The organism is Streptomyces sp. NPDC048584, assembly GCF_043199595.1.
In the GTDB taxonomy this organism is placed as follows: Bacteria; Actinomycetota; Actinomycetes; order Streptomycetales; family Streptomycetaceae; genus Streptomyces; species Streptomyces edwardsiae.
The window spans coordinates 41,354-61,692 of record NZ_JBICWF010000024.1 but is presented as its reverse complement, the minus strand read 5'-3'; the positions used below and the strand labels follow the sequence as shown (position 1 = coordinate 61,692).

Below are 20,339 nucleotides of genomic sequence, written 5' to 3'. Positions count from 1 at the left end.
GCGCCACTGACAACGCGGGCGGGGTCCGGGCTCATGCCCGCCCGGGCACGTAGGGCGCCGTGGAGGGAAGCCCCAGGTCGGACGGGAGCAGGGAGCCCACCCAGCAGTCCCGCAGCACCCCCTTGTTGTTGAGCGAGGAGCGCAGGACGCCCTCGACGGTGAACCCCGCGCGTTCGGCCACCGCGCGGGAGGCGGTGTTGCCGACCTCCGCGCGCCACTCCACGCGGTCGACCGACATACGGGTGAAGACCCAGCGGGAGGCGGCCAGGGCGGCCTCCGTGATGTAGCCGTTGCCGCGGTGCTCCTTCGCGCCCCAGAAGCCGATCTCACCCGTCCCCAGGGAGCGCATGGTGATGCCGAGCATGCCCGTGAGCTCCCCGCCGGGCAGGAAGACACCGAACGTGAACATCGAACCGGCCGCCCACCCGTCGGGCGCGATCTGCTCCGTGAAACCCCGCGCGTGCTCCGGCAGGTACGGCGAGGGGATCGTGGTCCAGCGCTGGATGTCCGGGTCCTGGCAGATCGCGTACACGGCGTCGGTCTCCTGCGGACCGACCGTGCGCAGCAGGAGGCGGTCGGTGGTGAGCGTGACGGGTTCCATCGGCCGATTCTGCTCACGCGGCGGCGGCCCACGCCATCCCTTTCGCGGTGCGTGAGGCGACGATCACCCTTCGCGCAATTCGCCGCTGCGGGGCGGCACCATCCGGGGGCCCCGCACGTTGTTCTTTCCGAGGCAGCCGAGAAACGGATGGGAAGCAGCCGGCAGTCACCCGTACGGCAGGCCTCCCGGCGTGGCGGGGTCCTCGCATACGATGGCCGTTGCTCAGTCAGTGAAATGGAAACCGACCGTCCCAGGCCCGACCGGCAAGGAGACCAACCCCCGTGTCCGTCCTCTCGAAGATCATGCGTGCAGGCGAAGGCAAAATCCTGCGCAAGCTGCACCGCATCGCGGACCAGGTCAACTCCATCGAAGAGGACTTCGAAGGCCTCTCCGACGCCGAGCTGCGGGCCCTCACCGATGAGTACAAGCAGCGGTACGCCGACGGTGAGAGCCTGGACGACCTGCTCCCCGAGGCGTTCGCCACCGTCCGCGAGGCCGCCAAGCGCGTGCTGGGCCAGCGGCACTACGACGTCCAGATGATGGGCGGCGCCGCCCTGCACATGGGCTACGTGGCCGAGATGAAGACCGGTGAGGGCAAGACCCTCGTCGGCACCCTGCCCGCGTATCTGAACGCCCTGTCCGGCGAGGGTGTCCACATCATCACGGTCAACGACTACCTGGCCGAGCGCGACTCCGAGATGATGGGCCGCGTCCACCGCTTCCTCGGCCTGACCGTCGGCTGCATCCTCGCCAACATGACGCCGGCCCAGCGCCGCGAGCAGTACGCCAGCGACATCACGTACGGCACGAACAACGAGTTCGGCTTCGACTACCTGCGCGACAACATGGCGTGGTCCAAGGACGAGCTCGTCCAGCGCGGCCACAACTTCGCCATCGTCGACGAGGTCGACTCCATCCTCATCGACGAGGCCCGTACGCCACTGATCATCTCCGGCCCGGCCGACCAGGCCACCAAGTGGTACGGCGACTTCGCCAAGCTGGTCAAGCGCCTCAAGCGCGGCGAGGCGGGCAACCCGCTCAAGGGTATCGAGGAGACCGGCGACTACGAGGTCGACGAGAAGAAGCGCACGGTCGCCATCCACGAGTCCGGTGTCGCCAAGGTCGAGGACTGGCTGGGCATCGACAACCTGTACGAGTCGGTGAACACCCCGCTCGTGGGCTACCTGAACAACGCCATCAAGGCGAAGGAGCTCTTCAAGAAGGACAAGGACTACGTCATCATCGATGACGAAGTCATGATCGTCGACGAGCACACCGGCCGAATCCTCGCCGGCCGCCGCTACAACGAGGGCATGCACCAGGCCATCGAGGCCAAGGAAGCGGTGCCGATCAAGGACGAGAACCAGACGCTCGCCACGATCACGCTGCAGAACTTCTTCCGCCTCTACAAGCGCCGCGACCACGACGACAAGGAAATGCCCGGCCTGTCCGGCATGACCGGTACGGCGATGACCGAGGCCGCCGAGTTCCACCAGATCTACAAGCTCGGTGTGGTGCCGATCCCGACCAACCGGCCGATGGTCCGCAAGGACCAGTCGGACCTGATCTACCGCACCGAGGTCGCCAAGTTCGAGGCGGTCGTCGACGACATCGAGGAGAAGCACCGCAAGGGCCAGCCGATCCTCGTCGGCACGACCTCGGTGGAGAAGTCCGAGTACCTGTCGCAGCAGCTCAGCAAGCGCGGCATCCAGCACGAGGTGCTGAACGCCAAGCAGCACGAGCGCGAGGCGCAGATCGTCGCCCAGGCCGGCCGCAAGGGCAGTGTCACGGTCGCCACCAACATGGCCGGCCGTGGTACGGACATCAAGCTCGGCGGCAACCCCGAGGACCTCGCCGAGGCGGAGCTGCGCCAGCGCGGCCTCGACCCCGAGGAGCACATCGAGGAGTGGGCGCACGCCCTGCCCGAGGCGATCAAGCGGGCCGAGGCGGCGGTCAAGGCCGAGAAGGACGAGGTCGAGAAGAACGGCGGCCTGTACGTCCTCGGCACCGAGCGGCACGAGTCGCGGCGCATCGACAACCAGCTGCGCGGCCGTTCCGGCCGTCAGGGCGACCCCGGCGAGTCCCGCTTCTACCTCTCCCTCGGCGACGACCTGATGCGGCTGTTCAAGGCGCAGATGGTCGAGCGCGTGATGTCCATGGCGAACGTGCCGGACGACGTGCCGATCGAGAACAAGATGGTCACGCGTGCGATCGCGTCCGCGCAGTCGCAGGTGGAGACGCAGAACTTCGAGACGCGTAAGAACGTCCTGAAGTACGACGAGGTCATGAACCGGCAGCGCGAGGTCATCTACGGCGAGCGCCGCCGCGTGCTGGAGGGCGAGGACCTGCAGGAGCAGATCCAGCACTTCATGGACGACACCATCGACGCCTACATCCAGGCCGAGACCGGTGAGGGCTTCCCCGAGGACTGGGACCTGGACCGGCTGTGGGGCGCGTTCAAGCAGCTGTACCCGGTGAGCGTCACCATCGAGGAGCTGGAGGAGGCCGCGGGCGACCGGGCCGGGCTCACCGCCGAGTTCATCTCCGAGTCCATCAAGGACGACGTCCGCGCACAGTACGAGGCGCGTGAGACGCAGCTCGGCTCCGAGATCATGCGTGAGCTGGAGCGCCGGGTCGTGCTGTCGGTCCTGGACCGCAAGTGGCGTGAGCACCTCTACGAGATGGACTATCTCCAGGAGGGCATCGGTCTGCGCGCGATGGCGCAGAAGGACCCGCTGGTCGAGTACCAGCGCGAGGGCTTCGACATGTTCTCCGCGATGATGGAGGGCATCAAGGAGGAGTCCGTCGGCTATCTGTTCAACCTGGAGGTCCAGGTCGAGCAGCAGGTCGAGGAGGTCCCGGTCGAGGACGTCAAGCCGGTGGCCGACCTGGAGAAGCAGGACGCGGTGCCCGCGCAGGCGGGATCCCGCCCCGAGATCCGGGCCAAGGGGCTCGACGCCCCGCAGCGGCGCAATCTGCACTTCTCGGCGCCGACCGTGGACGGCGAGGGCGGCACCGTCGAGGGCGACTTCGCCACCGACGAGGAGCCGGTGCGCTCCGAGGCGGACGGCCTCACGCGCGCGGAGCGCCGCAAGCAGGCGAAGGGCGGCCGCCGCCGCAAGAAGTGAGCGCGGCCGCGGCGGAGCGGCTGTGAGCGGGCCGAGGGCCGGGCACCCCAGGGTGCCCGGCCCTCGGGCTTTGTACCCGGTGCGGTCAGCGGATGCCCGCGCGGGGGCCGCCCAGCTCCACGGCGGTGCAGCGCCAGCGCAGATCCCGGCCCTGCTCCAGCCGGAAGGCCATGGCGCGCAGTCTGTCCCCCGCCCCGATCCGGGCGAACACCTCGAGGGCCCCCTCGCGCGGCTCGAACCAGCCGATGTCGCGTACGACGGGTCTGACTCCCCGGGTGCGCAGCGGCATTCGCTCGGCGAGCCGCACCAGGTCGTCGTAGGCGCGTCCGGCGGTGTGCCGGAGCATCGCGTGCACGGGCCGCTGCCCGCTGAGAACGGCGAGCAGCAGCTCGGCGAAGCGGTCGGTGGGCCGGGGCTGGGGGACGACGGGACGTACGGGAGCCCGGTCGGCTGCGTGCGGGCGGCCGCCGACGGTCGACGGCCCCCGGACGCCGGGTGCCGACGGCGTCGGCGAGGTGGTCCGCCGGCCCGCGCGGGCCGGCGGACGGTTGTCGGTGGGCCGGGTCGCCCTAGCCGTGGCAGCGGGGCGGCGCCCGCCGGGAGAGGGCGCGGCGGCGACCCTGCCGACGGGGACACGGGGCGGGGCGCCCGCGCCGGGTGAGGAGACGCGTGCAGGGACTCCTGCGGGCCTGTGCGGAGCGCCGGCGGGGGTGAGGGACGTGGGGGACGGGTAGTGGGCCGGGGCGGCGGCAGCGGCGGACGTGGCTCCTTCCGGTCCTGTGTGCGGGGCAGCCGTGCCGGTGGGGGTGGGGGGTGTCAGGGGTTGCCGGTCCCGGCGCGGTGTGCCGGTGTGGGGGCGGGCCGTAGTGGGTGCTCTCAGGGCTTGCGGGACCGTACGGGGCGCGTCGGCGTTCGCGGGCGGGGACGTTCTTGGGGCCGGGGACGTCGCGGGCCGTGCCGTGGACGCGTGAGGCGGCGGGGCCGCTGAAGGGCGGCGGGGGTCGTGGCGGGTGGGGGGACGGCCTGCGGGGCGGTGCTGGGCTCTGGTCATGACTTTGTGCATGGGGACCCCGTTCTGCGGGCCCGGCCGGTCGGACGTACCGGGCGGTAACTTCGTCTTCGTGGATCTTGTACGGGTTTGCGGGGGTCCCGGGCAAGGCGACGGAGGGCCGAGTGAGGAGGCCGTCGGGATTCACTTATCAGGGTGAATCGGGGGAGGCCGGGCCCGTGGTGGGGCGGGGGAGCCGGGTGAATCGCGGGACGGGAGTGGACGTGGGTGGGGGTGTGGGTGGGGACTCGATGGGGGACGCCCCGCACGTATCCTGAGGGTTCGTCCGGAGCTCCCGATCTCGTGAAAGCGGCCCGCCATGCGCGTCTACGTCCCCCTGACCCTTCCCGGGCTCGCCGAGGCGTCCAGGACCGGTGTGCTGGGCGACGGGCCGTTCCTCGCGTACGCCGTGACGCCCGCGCTGCGCGAGTGGTACCTCTCCGACGACATCGAGGAACTCGAGTACGCCGCGCTCAGCCGCGCCGCGCTCGCCTCCCTGCGGCTGCTGGCCGCGGACGCCGGTGCGCCGCGCCGCAGGGTCGTGGTCGCCGTGGACGTGTCCGACGGCGCCGCCTCCAGCGACCCCGACCGGGGCCTCGACCCGGCCGCCCTCGGCGAGGTGCGGGTCGCCGGCGCCGTACGGCTGGCCAAGGCGGCCGCGGTGCACGTGGACGCGGCCGACGCCGAGGCGGACGTGGCGGCCGCCGCGGGCGCGCTGGCCGCGGCGGACGGCGGGGACGACGACGCCCGGTTCACCGTCGAGGGCGCGGAGGACCACGAACTGCTCTGGTACGCCACCCAGGAGATCCCCAACCTGGTGGGCTGACCGCCCTGACCTGTGGCCCTGCCGGATGTCAGTGGGGGCGGGTACGTTTTCGGGCATGGGGACGTACACGGACGCGCACATCGTCTGGGACTGGAACGGCACGCTGTTCCACGATGTCGACGCGGTCATCGGGGCGACGAACGCGGCCTTCGCCGAGCTGGGCCTGGAGCCGCTCACGCTGGAGCGGTACCGGGAGCTGTACTGCGTACCGGTGCCGAAGTTCTACGAGCGGCTGATGGGGCGGCTGCCCAGCGCGGCGGAGTGGGAGCTGATGGACTCCACGTTCCATCGGTACTACACGCGGCACCATGTGCGGTGCGGGCTCGCCGAGGGGGTGGTGGAGCTGCTGGCGGGGTGGGCGTCGGCCGGGCGCAGCCAGTCCATCCTCAGCCTGTACGGGCACGAGGAGCTGGTGCCGCTGGTGCGGGGGTTCGGGATCGAGACCCACTTCCTGCGGGTGGAGGGGCGGACCGGGCCGTCCGGGGGAGGCAAGGCGGAGCACATGGTGCGGCATCTTTCGGCGCTGGCCGGGGTCGATCCGGGGCGCACGGTGGTGATCGGGGACGCGGCGGACGATGCGGTGGCCGCGCTGCATGCGGGGGCGCGGGCGGTGCTGTACACCGGGGGGTCGCACGGGCGGGCCAGCCTGGAGGCGGTGGGGGTTCCGGTGGTGGACACGTTGCGGGAAGCGGTGGGGGTGGCGGAGCGGTTGGCGGCGGGCTGAGCGTTTACGCGGCCGACGATTGCAGTGGGGGGCGGCCGGGGGCCGGGGGGTGTTCGCGCGGCCCGGCGTTTGCGGGGTGCCGCTGCGCCCACCCGTGCCGCCCCAGCGGCACGATTGCCCGCAGTGACGGTGGCGCGCTCCCGGTACTGACGCTGGTGCGCTGCCCGTAGTGGCGGTGGGTCGCTGCGGGCAGTGACGGTGGCGCGCTGCCCGTATTGGCGGTAGGTCGCTGCCCGTACTGGCGATGGTGCGCCGCCCGCAGTGACGGTGGGTCGCTGCCCGCAGTGGCGGTGGCGCGATTGTTCGTAGTGGCGATGGTGTGCCGGCCGTAGTGGCGGGGCGGTGTGGGCGCCCGTGGCTGTGAGGGCACGGGTATGTGTGGGGGGAAGCGCACTGTGCAGAACGTCAAAGTTCGGGGGCTGGTTTTGTACACATACGGCTCATGACGGAGGGCCTGTGGGGAGCGATAGCCTTGGTGGCGTGATCAGCGCGATAGCTCGCGGGGGCCTCGGTGTCCCTGCTGTGCGCCCGGCGAGCACGGACGACATCCGTGACCGGGTGGCGGTCGCTGGTCTTCGCACCAGGGCACTCGGGACGCGCCACACCTCCCCCGGACGGGTATCGGGGAGAGCGGCGTCACACCCGTCGGGCGCGTCGAATTCCGCCGAGAAGCCCCCACTCACTTCACCTCGCGGCATAGCGTCGGTACAGAGCGGACACCCCGCGTCGTACCACCGCACCGCGAGGCCGGAGACCGTACTTCCTTCTACGTCACGCAATGGCGCGCGACAGGAGCCAGAGGACCATGCAGACCAAGCTGGACGAAGCCAAGGCCGAGCTGCTCGAAAGGGCCGCCCGGGTAGCTGAGAACAGCCCGGCCGGGGGGAAACTGCCGACCGGGACGACGGACAAGGGCATGCCCGACCGGGACACCGTGCTCGAGTTCCTCCAGCGCTACTTCCTGCACACCGCCCCGGAGGACCTGACCGACCGCGACCCGGTCGACGTCTTCGGTGCCGCCTACTCGCACTACCGCCTCGCCGAGAGCCGCCCCCAGGGCACGGCCAGCGTCCGCGTCCACACCCCGACCGTCGAGGAGAACGGCTGGACCTGCAGCCACTCCGTCGTCGAGGTGGTCACCGACGACATGCCGTTCCTGGTCGACTCCGTCACCAACGAGCTGACCCGCCAGGGCCGCGGCATCCACGTCGTCATCCACCCCCAGGTCGTGGTCCGCCGGGACGTCACCGGCAAGCTGATCGAGGTGCTCACCGCCCCCGTCGGCGGCGACCTCCCCCAGGACACCCGCGGTCTGCCGCACGACGCGCACGTCGAGTCCTGGATCCATGTGGAGATCGACCGCGAGACCGACCGCGGCGACCTCAAGCAGATCACCTCCGACCTGCTGCGGGTCCTCTCCGACGTCCGCGAGGCCGTCGAGGACTGGGGCAAGATGCGCCAGGCCGCGACCGCGCTCGCCGAGGCGCTGCCCGGTGAGCACGTCCCCGCCGACCTGCCCGCGCCGCAGGTCGAGGAGGCCCGCGAGCTGCTGCGCTGGCTCGCCGACGACCACTTCACCTTCCTCGGCTACCGCGAGTACGAGCTGCGCGGGGACGACTCGCTGGGTGCCGTCCCCGGCACCGGCCTCGGCATCCTGCGCTCCGACCCGCACCACGCCACCGACGAGGGCCACCCCGTCAGCCCGTCCTTCGAGCGGCTGCCCGCCGACGCCCGCGCCAAGGCGCGCGAGCACAAGGTGCTGGTGCTGACCAAGGCGAACAGCCGGGCCACCGTGCACCGGCCGTCGTACCTGGACTACATCGGCGTCAAGAAGTTCGACGCGGACGGCAACGTCGTCGGTGAGCGCCGCTTCCTCGGCTTGTTCTCCTCCGCCGCCTACACCGAGTCCGTGCGCCGGGTGCCGGTGATCCGCCGCAAGGTCGAGGAGGTCCTCGAACGCGCAGGCTTCTCGCCGCACAGCCACGACGGACGCGATCTGCTCCAGATCCTGGAGACCTACCCGCGCGACGAGCTGTTCCAGACCCCGGTCGGTGAGCTCCAGGCCATCGCGACCTCCGTGCTCTACCTCCAGGAGCGCCGCCGGCTGCGGCTCTACCTGCGCCAGGACGAGTACGGGCGCTACTACTCGGCGCTCGTCTACCTCCCGCGCGACCGCTACACCACCGGTGTGCGGCTGCGGATCATCGACATCCTCAAGGAGGAGCTCGGCGGCATCAGCGTCGACTTCACCGCCTGGAACACCGAGTCGGTCCTCTCCCGGCTGCACTTCGTGGTCCGCGTCCCGCAGGGCACCGAACTGCCCGAGCTGTCCGACGCCGACAAGGAGCGCATCGAGGCCCGCCTCGTCGAGGCCGCCCGCTCCTGGGCCGACGGCTTCTCCGAGGCGCTGAACGCCGAGTTCGGCGAGGAGCGCGCCGCCGAGCTGCTGCGCCGTTACGCGGGCTCCTTCACCGAGGGCTACAAGGCCGACCACACCCCGCGCAGCGCCGTCGCCGACCTGGTCCGGATCGAGGAGCTCGACGAGGAGCGGGACTTCGCGCTCAGCCTGTACGAGCCGGTGGGCGCCGGTGCCCAGGAGCGCCGCTTCAAGATCTACCGCAAGGGCGAGGCCGTCTCCCTGTCCGCCGTGCTGCCGGTGCTCCAGCGGCTCGGCGTCGAGGTCGTCGACGAGCGGCCGTACGAACTGCGCTGCGCCGACCGCAGCGTGGCCTGGATCTACGACTTCGGTCTGCGGATGCCCAAGGGCGCCGGCGCCGACCATCTCGGCGACGACGCGCGTGAGCGGTTCCAGGACACCTTCGCCGCGACCTGGACCGGCAAGGCGGAGAACGACGGCTTCAACGCCCTCGTGCTCGGCGCCGGGCTGACCTGGCGGCAGGCCGTGGTGCTGCGGGCGTACGCCAAGTACCTGCGCCAGGCCGGCTCCACGTTCAGCCAGGACTACATGGAGGACACCCTCCGCACCAACGTCCACACCACCCGGCTGCTCGTCTCCCTGTTCGAGGCGCGGATGTCCCCGGACCGGCAGCGCGCCGGGTACGAGCTGGTGGACGCGCTCCTCGAGGAGGTCGACGCCGCCCTCGACCAGGTCGCCTCGCTGGACGAGGACCGCATCCTGCGCTCCTTCCTCACCGTCATCAAGGCGACGCTGCGCACCAACTTCTTCCAGGAGGCCGGCGGCGGCGTGCCGCACGACTACGTCTCCATGAAGTTCGACCCGACGGCCATCCCCGACCTCCCCGCGCCGCGCCCGGCGTTCGAGATCTGGGTGTACTCGCCGCGCGTCGAGGGCGTGCACCTGCGCTTCGGCAAGGTCGCGCGCGGTGGTCTGCGCTGGTCGGACCGCCGGGAGGACTTCCGTACGGAGATCCTCGGCCTGGTCAAGGCGCAGATGGTGAAGAACACCGTCATCGTGCCGGTCGGCGCCAAGGGCGGCTTCGTCGCCAAGCAGCTGCCCGACCCGAACGCCGACCGTGACGCCTGGATGGCGGAGGGCATCGCCAGCTACCGGACGTTCATCTCGGCGCTGCTCGACATCACCGACAACATGGTGGCCGGCGAGGTCGTGCACCCGGCGGACGTCGTCCGGCACGACGAGGACGACACCTACCTCGTCGTCGCCGCCGACAAGGGCACCGCGAAGTTCTCGGACATCGCCAACGAGGTCGCCGAGTCGTACAACTTCTGGCTCGGCGACGCCTTCGCCTCCGGCGGCAGCGCGGGCTACGACCACAAGGGCATGGGCATCACCGCCCGCGGCGCCTGGGAGTCCGTGAAGCGGCACTTCCGGGAGCTGGGCGTGGACACCCAGAGCCAGGACTTCACGGTCGTCGGCATCGGCGACATGTCCGGCGACGTGTTCGGCAACGGCATGCTGCTCAGCGAGCACATCCGCCTGGTCGCCGCCTTCGACCACCGGCACATCTTCATCGACCCGAGCCCCGACGCTGCCGTCTCCTACGCCGAGCGCCGCCGGCTGTTCGAGCTGCCGCGCAGCTCCTGGGCCGACTACAACACCGAGCTGCTGTCGGCCGGCGGCGGGATCTTCCCGCGCAGCGCCAAGTCCATCCCGGTCAACGCGCAGATGCGCGAGGTCCTCGGCATCGAGCCCGGCATCGCCAAGATGACCCCGGCCGACCTGATGAAGACGATCCTCACGGCACCGGTGGACCTGCTGTGGAACGGCGGCATCGGCACCTACGTCAAGGCGTCCACGGAGTCCAACGCCGACGTGGGCGACAAGGGCAACGACGCCATCCGCGTCGACGGCAAGGACCTGCGGGTCGAGGTCGTCGGCGAGGGCGGCAACCTGGGCTGCACCCAGCTCGGCCGGATCGAGTTCGCGCTGCACGGCGGCCGCATCAACACCGACGCGATCGACAACAGCGCCGGCGTGGACACCTCCGACCACGAGGTGAACATCAAGATCCTGCTCAACGGTCTCGTCAAGGACGGCGACATGACCGTGAAGCAGCGCAACAAGCTGCTCGCCGGGATGACCGACGAGGTCGGACGGCTGGTCCTGCGCAACAACTACGCGCAGAACACCGCCATCGCCAACGCGCTGGCACAGTCGAAGGACATGATGCACGCGCAGCAGCGCTTCCTGAAGCACCTGGTGCGCGAAGGGCATCTCGACCGGGCCCTGGAGTTCCTGCCCACCGACCGGCAGATCCGTGAACGGCTCGCCTCCGGGCAGGGTCTGAGCGGACCGGAGACGGCCGTGCTGCTGGCGTACACGAAGATCACGGTCGCCGAGGAGCTGCTGGCCACCTCGCTGCCCGAGGACCCGTATCTGAAGGTGCTGCTGCACGCGTACTTCCCGACCGAGCTGCGTGAGCAGTTCCTCGACCGGATCGACAGCCACCCGCTGCGCCGCGAGATCACCACGACGGTGCTGGTCAACGACACGGTCAACACGGGCGGTACGACGTATCTGCACCGGCTGCGCGAGGAGACCGGCGCGTCGCTGGAGGAGATCGTCCGGGCGCAGACCGCGGCCCGTGCGATCTTCCGCTCCTCGGTGGTGTGGGACGGGGTCGAGGCGCTCGACAACACGGTCGACGCGGAGCTCCAGACCCGTATCAGGCTGCACTCGCGCCGGCTGGTCGAGCGCGGTACGCGGTGGCTGCTCAACAACCGGCCGCAGCCGCTGGAGCTCGAGGAGACGGTGACGTTCTTCGGCGAGCGGGTCGAGCAGGTGTGGTCGCAGCTGCCGAAGCTGCTGCGGGGCGCCGACCTCGAGTGGTACCAGCGGATCTACGACGAGCTGAGCGGTGCCGGGGTTCCGGACGAGCTGGCCACGCGGGTCGCCGGGTTCTCCTCCGCGTTCCCGACGCTGGACATCGTGTCGGTGGCCGACCGGATGGGGAAGGAGCCGCTGGAGGTCGCCGAGGTGTACTACGACCTCGGGGACCGGCTGCGGATCACTCAGCTGATGGACCGCATCATCGAGTTGCCGCGGGCCGACCGCTGGCAGTCCATGGCCCGTGCGGCGATCCGTGAGGATCTGTACGCGGCGCACTCGGCTGTGGCTGCGGAGGTTCTGGCGGAGGGGGATGGTGCTGCCGCGCCGCAGCAGCGGTTCGATCTGTGGGAGCGGAAGAATGCCGCGCTGTTGGGGCGGGCGCGTAGCACGTTGGAGGAGATCCACGGGTCCGAGGCGTTTGATCTCGCGAATCTGTCTGTGGCCATGCGGACGATGCGGACGTTGTTGCGGTCGCATTCGTAGGTAGCGGCGGGTATGTGGGGCGTCCCGGGTCTGTCCGGCCCGGGGCGCCCCTTGCGTTTGAGGGTGGGGGCGGCCGGTCTGGGCTTTTTCGCCCCCGCCGCCCCTTCCCTTCCCGTCCCTGGGGCTCCGCCCCGGACCCCGCTCCTCAAACGCCGTAGGGGCTGGGTGGGGGTGGGGTGGGTGGGTGTGTGGGGGGTTCGGGCCGCGCTTCTTCGGCGTTGCAGGGGTTATGGGTGGCTGAAGATGCTTGCCGCTGTGCGGGCTGCTTTGCGGAGGCGGGGGGTTTTCAGGTGGTGCAGGGCGGTGGTGGGGTGCCAGTGGAGTTGGAGGCGGCCCGGGGTGTGGCCCTCGGGTTCGATGGTGAGGTGGTGGTGGGGGAGGCGGGCCCTGAGGGGTGGGAAGGCGAGGGGGGCCAGCAGCAGGGAGGTGTTGCTGCGGCCCTGGGACGTCAGCTGGAGCATCGGGTGGCGTTTTCCCGCGAAGCCGGTGAGCGGGAGGCGGGCGGCCGCCGGGTCGAGGCGGACCTGGCCCTCGAAGACGCCGGGGCGTACGGGGGAGAGCCGGAACGGGACCGTGAGGCGGTGCCTGCCGGGGGTGAGGAGCAGACTCGCGCGCTGCGGGCCCACCGGCAGGCGCAGGGCCGGGTCGTAGGTGCGTACCGTCAGGTCGACCGACGCGCCGGGTCCGCGCCTGATCTCGGTGATCTCGTGGCGGAAGTGGGCGACGGGGAACGGGCGGGTGGCCGGTTCCAGCTCGGTCAGGTCCAGTTCGCGGCGGGCCGTCGCCGACTCGGGGATCCGTCCGCCCCAGTACGTACGGCCGTCCGGGCCCGTGGTCAGCTCCCTCGGGGCGACAGCGTGCCCCAGTCCGCGCGCCGCCCACCGCACCTCGGTCAGCCGCCGGTCGCGGAGCAGTTGCAGCACCACCCGCTCGGCGCGGGGGAGACGGGCGTACGCGCCCGGTGACAGGGTCTCCAGGTACGGGTTCACCAGGTCCGCGAAGGCCGTGAGCCACTCCTCGTCCCGGTAGGGGAGATCGCCCGCGTACATCCGGAAGTCGTGCTTCAGGAACTTGTGGTCCTTGTCCTCGCGCAGCGCCCCGTGCCCGCTCCCGGTCAGGAAGGCGTCGATCAGCCGCTGGACGTGGACGCGGTCGTGGACGTTGGTGAGCAGATGCCGCTGGTTGGAGATGGACACCGCGTCGGAGTCCGCGTACGGGGCGATGTACCAGTGGTACACCGGCTCCGGGATGACAGTGAATCGTTTCGCCAGGCAGTACGCCTGCGCCGAGAACAGCTGGTCCTCGTAGTGGATGCCCTCGGGGAAGCGCAGACCGTGCCGGTCCAGGAAGGCGCGGGAGTACATCTTGCTGGTCGCCAGGTGCTCGAAGAACAGCCGCGGATCGGCCTCGACGCCGTCCAGGGTGCGGCGTTCGCGCACGAGGTGCGGCATCCAGGTGGAGCGGCGTCCGGTGTCCACCCGGATCCGCCGTACCGCGCCCATCGCGAAGTCGAGGTCGCGTTCGCGGTGTGCGGCGAGCAGCGAGGCGACCGACTCCGGCGGGAGTTCGTCGTCGCTGTCGAGGAACATCAGGTACGGCGCCCGCGCGATCTCCAGCGCACGGTTGCGGGGCGCGCTGCACCCGCCGCTGTTCTCCGGCAGCCGCAGATACCGGATGCGGGGGTCGAGGGCGGCCAGCGCCCGTGCGACCTCGGGGGTGTCGTCGGTCGAGTGGTCGTCGCTGATGACGATCTCGAGGTCGCGGTGGGTCTGGCGGCGTACGGACTCCACCGCGCGGGGGAGCCGTCCGGCGTCGTTGTGCACGATCACCGTGACGGTGACGTCGGGGGGCGGCGAGACGGTCATACGGCCTCCTGGGGAGCCGGTGCCGGGGTGCGTTCCCCGACCGGGACCACCGGCGGCAGCGACGCCTCGTCCTGGCCGAGGAAGACCCGGCGTACGACGCGTTCGGCGGCGCGGCCGTCGTCGTACTCGCAGAAGCGGCGGCGGAAGGCGGCCCGTGCCTTCGCCGCGCTGTCGTCGCGCCAGGCGTCGGTGGTGAGGATCCCGGTGAGTTCGTCCTGGGTGCGGGCGACCGGGCCGGGCGCCTCCGCCATCAGGTCGAAGTAGACACCGCGCGTGGTGCGGTACGTCTCCCAGTCGTCGGCGTGGACGACGATCGGGCGGTCGAGGTTGGCGTAGTCGAACATGATCGACGAGTAGTCCGTGACCAGCGCGTCGGCGGCCAGGCACAGCTCCTCGACGGGGTCGTAGGACGAGACGTCGACGATCCGGCCCGAGCGGCGCAGACCGGTCAGCGGGGAGGCGGAACCCTCGTAGAAGTAGTGGCCGCGCACCAGCAGCACGGTGTCCTCGCCGAGGCGGTCGGCGAGGGAGGCGAGGTCCAGGCGCGGGGTCCAGCCGGCCTCGTAGTCGCGGTGCGTGGGCGCGTAGAGGACGGCCCGGCGGCCGGGGGCGATGCCGAGGCGGGCGCGGACCGCGCGGATGTCGTCGGCACCGGCCGTGTAGTAGACGTCGTTGCGCGGATAGCCGTAGTCCAGCGGGATGTACCGGGACGGGTACGCCCTCTCCCACATACGGGTGGTGTGACGGTTGGCGGAGAGGCTGTAGTCCCATTTGTCGACGCGTTCCAGCAGCGCGGCGAAGTCCAGGCCCTGGGCGGCGGCGGGGAACGGCATCTGGTCCACGCCCATGCGTTTGAGGGGGGTGCCGTGGTGGGTCTGGAGGTGTACCGCGTCGGGGCGTTTGACCAGGGCGTTCGGGAAGTTGACGTTGTTGACGAGGTACGCGGCGGTGGCGAGCGTCTCCCAGTAGCGGCGGGTGCCGGGGACGACGTGGTCGGTGCCGGGCGGGAGCAGCGCGGCGTTCTCGGCGGTCACCACCCACACCGGGTGGATGTGCGGGGCGAGTTCGGCGAGCTTCGCGGCGATCGCGGCCGGGTTGCAGGCGACTCCGCGGTTCCAGTAGGCGGCGAACACCGCGAGACGGGGGTCGACGGGGCGGCGCAGGGCGCTGCGGTACTGCTGTTCGCGGACCTGTGCGCCGAGCCGGCGCCGGCCGGCGCGGACGGTGGAACGCACGGCGCGGCGGGCGCGGTTGGCGGTCTGGAAGGCGCGGTACTTCCCGTAGGCGCCCTCTTCGAGCAGGGAGCGGCGGATGCCCTCCGGGCCGGCGGGGCGCCGGTGGCCCTCGGGGCGGCGGCGCAGGGCGGCGACCGAGGCCCGGTGGAAGAACTCCCGGGCCACGTCCTCGGGCATGCCGCCGCGGGTGAACGTGCGCAGACAGTCGCGGACCATGATCTCGTAGAGCACGGTGTAGACGGCGGGGCGGTCACGGGCGAGGTCGAGCAGGCTCTCGTAGCGGTCGACGAGCGCGTAGCGCTGTTCGGGGGTGACCGGGGGGAGGGCGGCGGACCGCAGCCGGCGGTCCTCGTGGGCGATCTGCGGCAGGGCGGCGACACGGTCGGCGAGCAGCAGGGCGGCGAGGGCCGCGCGCGGTTCGTCGTCGGTGGTGAGCTGTTCCTCGTGGGCCCGCCAGAAGCCGGCGCGCAGCACGCGGGTGCCGAGCAGTGGGGTCAGGCGCAGCAGGTAGGCGGCGTCGCCGAGGGCGAGTTCGGCGCGTCCCGCGCGGGCGAGCAGGGGGCCGTCCGCCGAGGGCAGGCCGGAGCTCCGCCAGGTGCTGCGCAGGTGGTCGAGGAGCAGTACGTCCACGGTGTCCGGGAGTTCGGCGAGCCGTTCGGCGACGGTACGGGTGCTGTCGGGCGGCAGACCGTCCTTGGCGCTCACGAAGTGCAGCCAGCGGCCGGTGGCCCGCGCCGCCCCCGCCGTCCGGGCCGCCGCGCCGGACGTGCCGTCCGGCAGGGGCAGCACCTGGATGTGCGGGGTGTGCCGGACGGCGGTCTCGCGGGCCCAGTCGCCGACGGCGGCGACGACGACCTCGGTGTCCGGGAGCGGACGGGCGGCGAGGGAGTCGAGCAGGCCGGTCAGGTGGTCCTGGGTGTTCGGCCCGTGGACGACGACGCTGAGTTCGGGCATCGCGGGGCTCCTTCGGCTGCTCGTCGCTCCGGGCATTCCTCTTCGGTCATATTGGCATCAATACGACGAATAGGTCGCCTGGGCGCGCGGGCGTGGGCCTCAGGAGGGCACCGGTGCCGCCTTCGGCTTCGGTTTGCGGGCCTTGTCCGTGCCGCCGGTGAACGCCTCGTACTCCTTGAGCACGTCCTCGGTCGGCCCGTCCATGCGCAGTTCGCCGCGCTCCAGCCACAGCACGCGGTCGCAGGTGTCGCGGATCGACTTGTTGTTGTGGCTGACCAGGAACACCGTCCCCGCCCGCTTGCGCAGTTCCCGGATCCGGGCCTCGGAGCGCTTCTGGAAGGAGCGGTCGCCGGTGGCCAGCGCCTCGTCGACGAGGAGGACGTCGTGGTCCTTGGCGGCGGCGATGGAGAACCGCAGCCGGGCCGCCATGCCGGAGGAGTAGGTGCGCATCGGCAGGGTGATGAAGTCGCCCTTCTCGTTGATGCCGGAGAAGTCGACGATCTCGTCGTAGCGTGCCCGTATCTCCTCGCGGGACATGCCCATGGCGAGCCCGCCGAGGTGGACGTTGCGCTCGCCGGTCAGATCGCTCATCAGGGCGGCGTTGACGCCGAGCAGGGAGGGCTGGCCGTCGGTGTAGATACGGCCGTTCTCCACCGGGAGCAGGCCGGCGACGGCCTTGAGCAGGGTCGACTTGCCCGAGCCGTTGGTGCCGATCAGGCCGATGGCCTCGCCCCGGTACGCCACGAAGGAGACGTCCCGCACGGCGTGCACCGTGCGCACCCCGGCCGCCTTCTCGGTCTGCTTGCGGCGCAGCATGCGGTTGAGGGCGGCGGTGGCGGAGCCGCGTCCGGCGCCGGTGCCGTTGACCCGGTAGACGATGTCGACGTGGTCGGCGACGACCGTGGGGATCTTCGCGTCGGTGGTGTCAGCCACGGCCGTACCTCTCCTCTGCCTTCCAGAAGTAGACGAACCCGATCACGCCGGCCAGCAGGGCCCAGCCCAGCGCGAACGCCCACACGTGCGGGGGCAGGTACGAGGAGCCGTAGCCGTCGATCATCGCGAAGCGGATCAGGTCCATGTAGACCGCGGCCGGGTTCCACTGCAGGACGTCGGCGAGCCAGCCGGGCACGTCCTTGTCGTGCAGCATCGCCGGGATGCTGAACATCACGCCGGACGCGTACATCCAGGTGCGCAGCACGAACGGCATCAGCTGGGCCAGGTCGGGCGTCTTGCTGCCCATCCGCGCGAAGATCAGCGCGAGCCCGGTGTTGAACACGAACTGCAGCAGCAGCGCGGGGATGACCAGCAGCCAGGACAGGGCGGGCAGGCTCCCGAAGGCCATCACGACGACGACCAGCACGAGCATCGAGTACAGCAGCTGCTGGAGCTGCTGAAGCGCGAAGGAGACGGGCAGGGAGGCGCGCGGGAAGTGCAGGGCCCGCACCAGCCCAAGGTTCCCGGAGATCGCCCGCACACCGGCGAGCACGGAGCTCTGGGTGAACGTGAACACGAACACGCCCGTCACCAGGAACGGCACATAGATCTCGTGCGGGATGCCCCGCCGGGCGCCCAGCAGCAGGCCGAAGATGAAGAAGTAGACGGCCGCGTTCAGCAGTGGCGTCGCCACCTGCCACAGCTGGCCCAGCTTGGCCTGGCTGTACTGCGCGGTCAGCTTCGCCCGGGAGAAGGCGAGGATGAAGTGCCGCCGGTCCCAGAGCTGACGGACGTACTCCCGGAGGGTGGGCCGGGCGCCGCTGACCGTGAGGCCGTGCCGGGCGGCGAGGGCCGCGAGGTCGCCCTCGTCCGGTATCGGGCGGGCCGGCGCGGGGGGTGGTGTGTGGAGGGCCTGACTCACATCCGGCGCTTTCGCTAGAGGGAGGGGGGACGACGAAGCTACGTCGGGACGGGACCGTATCGTCGCAACGGGAGCGTAAGTCGAAAGAACGTCGGAACGCAACCGTTTCGTCGTGACGGTGGCGGCCTATGCTGTTCCGTATGACGACCCACGCAGACGAGCCTCAGCAGCGTCCGCGCCGCAGGGCACCCGCGGGGGCCGCAGTGCTGCGGGCGGACGTGACGGAGGCCATCCGGGCGGCCGTCTTCGAGGAACTCGCCGCGGTCGGCTACGCGCGGATGTCGATCGAGGGAATCGCGCGCCGCGCGGGCGTCGGCAAGACCGCGGTGTACCGCCGCTGGCGCTCCAAACTGCACCTTGTCCTCGACCTGGTCTCCGCGATCGCCGTCCAGGGCCTGCCCGCGCCGGACACCGGCTCCCTGGAGGGCGACCTGCGTCTGCTGTACGAGGTCACCTCCCGCGCCCTGCGCCATCCCGTCGCCTCGCAGATCCTCCCCGACCTGCAGGCCGAGGCCGCCCGCAACCCGGAGATCGCGGAGGCGCTGCAGACAGCGCTGCGCGAGGGTCAGGACGGAGTGGCCAAGGGCATCGTCGCGGCGGCACAGCGGCGCGGCGAACTCCGCCCCGGCACCGACCACGCCCTAGCCCTCGACCTGATCTCGGGCCCTCTGTACTGGCGCTCGGTGGTCATCCGCAGCCCGAAACTCCCGAAGGGCTACCTGGCGGCCCTGACCCGGGCCACGACGGAGGCGCTGAAGGCGCTGTGAGGCGGCCCGCCGTGATCATCCGGAGGTCGCCGGAGGCCAGTTGAGCAGGGTGGTGTCGGCCACCCCCTGGAGTTCGTCACGGCCGACGCCGCTCGCGGCCTGTACGGAGATCCCGTACGAGAGGGACGTGAGGTAGCAGGCGAGCTGCTCCGGGTCGGTGCCGGACGGCAGATCGCCCTCGGCGACGGCGCGCCGGAACCGGTCCGCGACGCAGGCCCCGTTGAAGTTGCGCCAGGCGATCAGTACGTCGTGGGCCCGGCGCCCGGGTTCGCCGGTGGCCAGGGCGCCCTGGACGCCCAGACAGCCCGTCGGGTAGCCGGGGCGGGTGGTGGCGCGGACCGTGCCGTTGAGGAGCGCGGCGGCCACGGCGCGGGCGGTCGGCTCCTCCAGGGCTCTGGCGACGTAGGCTCCCGGGCCCTCGGAGTAGCGCTCGAGCGCCTTGCGGAACAGCTCCTCCTTGTTGCCGAAGGCCGCGTACATGCTCGGGCGGGTGATGCCCATGGCCTCCGTCAGATCGGTGAGGCTGGCGCCCTCGTAACCCTGCCGCCAGAAGACGACCACCGCGCGTTCCAGCGCCTCCTCGGCGTCGAACCCCCTCGGCCGGCCCGCCGGTGCCTTCTGCCTGCTCTCCATGCCGACCAGCATACCAATTCTGTACCGTTCGGTATTCGCGTGTTACCGTACCGATCGATACAGAAAGAGGAGGTGCTGTCATGGGGCAGCTCGCAGGCAAGACCGCCGTCGTCACCGGCGGGAGCACCGGCATCGGTCTGGCGACCGCCGTACGGCTGGGGGACGAGGGCGCGCACGTGTTCGTGACCGGCCGGCGCAAGGCCGAACTGGACGCGGCCGTCGAGACCATCGGCTCGGCGACCGGCGTCCAGGGCGACACCTCCGACCTGGCGGATCTGGACCGGCTGATCGCCGCGGTCCGCGACCGGGGCCGGGGGCTCGACGTGCTGTTCGTGAACGCCGCGATCGCCTCGTTCGTACCGCTGGAGGAGATCACCGAGGAGCACTTCGACCAGACCTTCGGCGTCAACGTCCGGGGCGCGCTCTTCACCGTCCAGAAGGCGCTGCCGCTGCTCAACGACGGTGCGGCGGTGGTCCTGACCGGTTCGACCAACGCCGCGCGCGGCGCGGAGTCGTTCGGCGTCTACGCGGCGTCCAAGGCGGCCCTGCGCTCCTTCGCCCGCACCTGGGCCAACGAGCTCAAGGGCCGCGGCATCCGCGTCAACACCGTCACTCCGGGGCCCATCGACACCCCCGGACTCACCGGCGTGGCCCCCGAGGGCGTCGCCCCGTCCGACTTCACGGACCGGCTCGCGGCCGCGGTCCCGCTGGGCCGCCTGGGCGACCCGGAGGAGGTGGCCGACGCGGTCCTCTTCCTCGCCACCCCGCGGAGCAGCTTCGTCACCGGCGCGGAACTCGCCGTGGACGGAGGCGCCAACCAGATCTGACCCTCTCCCCCGTACCGCCGGAGGAGAACGGGCTGCCCGGCGGTCACCGAAGCCCTGGCCCGACGGGTCCTGTGGTCGGGGCCCGAAGTGGCGGCGCCGGGCAGTGAGCGGAAATGGCAGTGGG

General features: G+C 71.2%; 13 protein-coding genes. 6 read left to right on the top strand and 7 right to left on the bottom strand.

The window, feature by feature from the left end; all coding sequences use genetic code 11:
* Positions 1 to 31: 31 nt before the first annotated feature.
* A complete protein-coding gene (locus ACGFR9_RS34550) occupies positions 32 to 601 on the bottom strand; it encodes a GNAT family N-acetyltransferase (protein ID WP_393216762.1) in 570 nt (189 codons plus the stop codon).
* A gap of 281 nt (positions 602 to 882) precedes the next feature.
* On the opposite strand from ACGFR9_RS34550, the gene secA reads away from it, so the two are divergent.
* Positions 883 to 3,729 (top strand): preprotein translocase subunit SecA, encoded by a 2,847-nt coding sequence (gene secA / locus ACGFR9_RS34545; protein ID WP_393216760.1) that lies wholly within the window; start codon positions 883 to 885, stop codon positions 3,727 to 3,729.
* A gap of 85 nt (positions 3,730 to 3,814) precedes the next feature.
* Here the strand turns inward: secA and ACGFR9_RS34540 are convergent, their stop codons facing one another.
* Entirely contained in the window at positions 3,815 to 4,780 is a 966-nt protein-coding gene (locus ACGFR9_RS34540; RefSeq protein WP_393216758.1) for an Rv3235 family protein, read from the bottom strand.
* Positions 4,781 to 5,096: 316 nt separating this feature from the next.
* Between ACGFR9_RS34540 and ACGFR9_RS34535 the strand changes: the two genes are divergently transcribed.
* The 3 genes from ACGFR9_RS34535 (at position 5,097) to ACGFR9_RS34525 (ending at position 12,079) form a co-directional block, all read left to right on the top strand.
* A complete protein-coding gene (locus ACGFR9_RS34535; protein ID WP_393216756.1) occupies positions 5,097 to 5,603 on the top strand; it encodes a DUF6912 family protein in 507 nt (168 codons plus the stop codon).
* 55 nt (positions 5,604 to 5,658) lie between these two features.
* Positions 5,659 to 6,327 carry an HAD family hydrolase gene (locus tag ACGFR9_RS34530; protein ID WP_393216754.1) on the top strand — a complete coding sequence of 223 codons (669 nt, stop codon included), beginning with the start codon at positions 5,659 to 5,661 and terminating at the stop codon, positions 6,325 to 6,327.
* A gap of 805 nt (positions 6,328 to 7,132) precedes the next feature.
* Complete coding sequence (locus ACGFR9_RS34525; RefSeq protein WP_393216752.1) at positions 7,133 to 12,079, top strand: NAD-glutamate dehydrogenase; 4,947 nt, start codon at positions 7,133 to 7,135, stop codon at positions 12,077 to 12,079.
* Positions 12,080 to 12,306: 227 nt separating this feature from the next.
* On the opposite strand, the gene ACGFR9_RS34520 is transcribed toward ACGFR9_RS34525, so the two are convergent.
* The 4 genes from ACGFR9_RS34520 to ACGFR9_RS34505 all read right to left on the bottom strand — a co-directional run bounded on the left by ACGFR9_RS34520 (position 12,307) and on the right by ACGFR9_RS34505 (position 17,988).
* A complete protein-coding gene (locus ACGFR9_RS34520) occupies positions 12,307 to 13,944 on the bottom strand; it encodes a glycosyltransferase family 2 protein (protein ID WP_393216750.1) in 1,638 nt (545 codons plus the stop codon).
* The gene (locus ACGFR9_RS34515) at positions 13,941 to 16,133 is read right to left on the bottom strand and encodes a CDP-glycerol glycerophosphotransferase family protein (protein ID WP_393216748.1); all 2,193 of its coding nucleotides are present in this window, start codon (positions 16,131 to 16,133) and stop codon (positions 13,941 to 13,943) included. Before ACGFR9_RS34515 ends, ACGFR9_RS34520 begins: the two co-directional genes overlap by 4 nt.
* Positions 16,134 to 16,232: 99 nt before the next feature.
* On the bottom strand, positions 16,233 to 17,066 hold the full coding sequence (locus tag ACGFR9_RS34510; RefSeq protein WP_393216746.1) for an ABC transporter ATP-binding protein: 834 nt from the start codon (positions 17,064 to 17,066) through the stop codon (positions 16,233 to 16,235).
* Positions 17,059 to 17,988, bottom strand: coding sequence for an ABC transporter permease (locus ACGFR9_RS34505; protein ID WP_393216744.1), 930 nt, complete (start codon positions 17,986 to 17,988; stop codon positions 17,059 to 17,061). The genes ACGFR9_RS34510 and ACGFR9_RS34505 overlap by 8 nt, the downstream gene beginning before the upstream one ends.
* 140 nt (positions 17,989 to 18,128) lie before the next feature.
* On the opposite strand from ACGFR9_RS34505, the gene ACGFR9_RS34500 reads away from it, so the two are divergent.
* On the top strand, positions 18,129 to 18,755 hold the full coding sequence (locus tag ACGFR9_RS34500; RefSeq protein WP_393216742.1) for a TetR/AcrR family transcriptional regulator: 627 nt from the start codon (positions 18,129 to 18,131) through the stop codon (positions 18,753 to 18,755).
* A 15-nt stretch (positions 18,756 to 18,770) separates the two neighbouring features.
* Here the strand turns inward: ACGFR9_RS34500 and ACGFR9_RS34495 are convergent, their stop codons facing one another.
* Complete coding sequence (locus ACGFR9_RS34495) at positions 18,771 to 19,388, bottom strand: TetR/AcrR family transcriptional regulator (RefSeq protein WP_393216740.1); 618 nt, start codon at positions 19,386 to 19,388, stop codon at positions 18,771 to 18,773.
* An 80-nt stretch (positions 19,389 to 19,468) separates the two neighbouring features.
* On the opposite strand from ACGFR9_RS34495, the gene ACGFR9_RS34490 reads away from it, so the two are divergent.
* Positions 19,469 to 20,215, top strand: a complete 747-nt coding sequence (locus ACGFR9_RS34490; protein ID WP_393216738.1) for an SDR family NAD(P)-dependent oxidoreductase — start codon at positions 19,469 to 19,471, stop codon at positions 20,213 to 20,215.
* Positions 20,216 to 20,339: the final 124 nt, after the last annotated feature.

Excerpts from the sequence above, each read along its gene's own strand:
- ACGFR9_RS34550 (WP_393216762.1), bottom strand. The coding sequence starts at position 601 with ATGGAACCCGTCACGCTCACCACCGACCGCCTCCTGCTGCGCACGGTC.
- ACGFR9_RS34520 (WP_393216750.1), bottom strand. The coding sequence starts at position 13,944 with ATGACCGTCTCGCCGCCCCCCGACGTCACCGTCACGGTGATCGTGCAC.
- ACGFR9_RS34500 (WP_393216742.1), top strand. The coding sequence starts at position 18,129 with ATGACGACCCACGCAGACGAGCCTCAGCAGCGTCCGCGCCGCAGGGCA.
- ACGFR9_RS34515 (WP_393216748.1), bottom strand. The coding sequence starts at position 16,133 with ATGCCCGAACTCAGCGTCGTCGTCCACGGGCCGAACACCCAGGACCAC.
- ACGFR9_RS34540 (WP_393216758.1), bottom strand. The coding sequence starts at position 4,780 with ATGACCAGAGCCCAGCACCGCCCCGCAGGCCGTCCCCCCACCCGCCAC.
- ACGFR9_RS34530 (WP_393216754.1), top strand. The coding sequence starts at position 5,659 with ATGGGGACGTACACGGACGCGCACATCGTCTGGGACTGGAACGGCACG.
- ACGFR9_RS34495 (WP_393216740.1), bottom strand. The coding sequence starts at position 19,388 with ATGGAGAGCAGGCAGAAGGCACCGGCGGGCCGGCCGAGGGGGTTCGAC.
- ACGFR9_RS34525 (WP_393216752.1), top strand. The coding sequence starts at position 7,133 with ATGCAGACCAAGCTGGACGAAGCCAAGGCCGAGCTGCTCGAAAGGGCC.
- ACGFR9_RS34490 (WP_393216738.1), top strand. The coding sequence starts at position 19,469 with ATGGGGCAGCTCGCAGGCAAGACCGCCGTCGTCACCGGCGGGAGCACC.
- ACGFR9_RS34535 (WP_393216756.1), top strand. The coding sequence starts at position 5,097 with ATGCGCGTCTACGTCCCCCTGACCCTTCCCGGGCTCGCCGAGGCGTCC.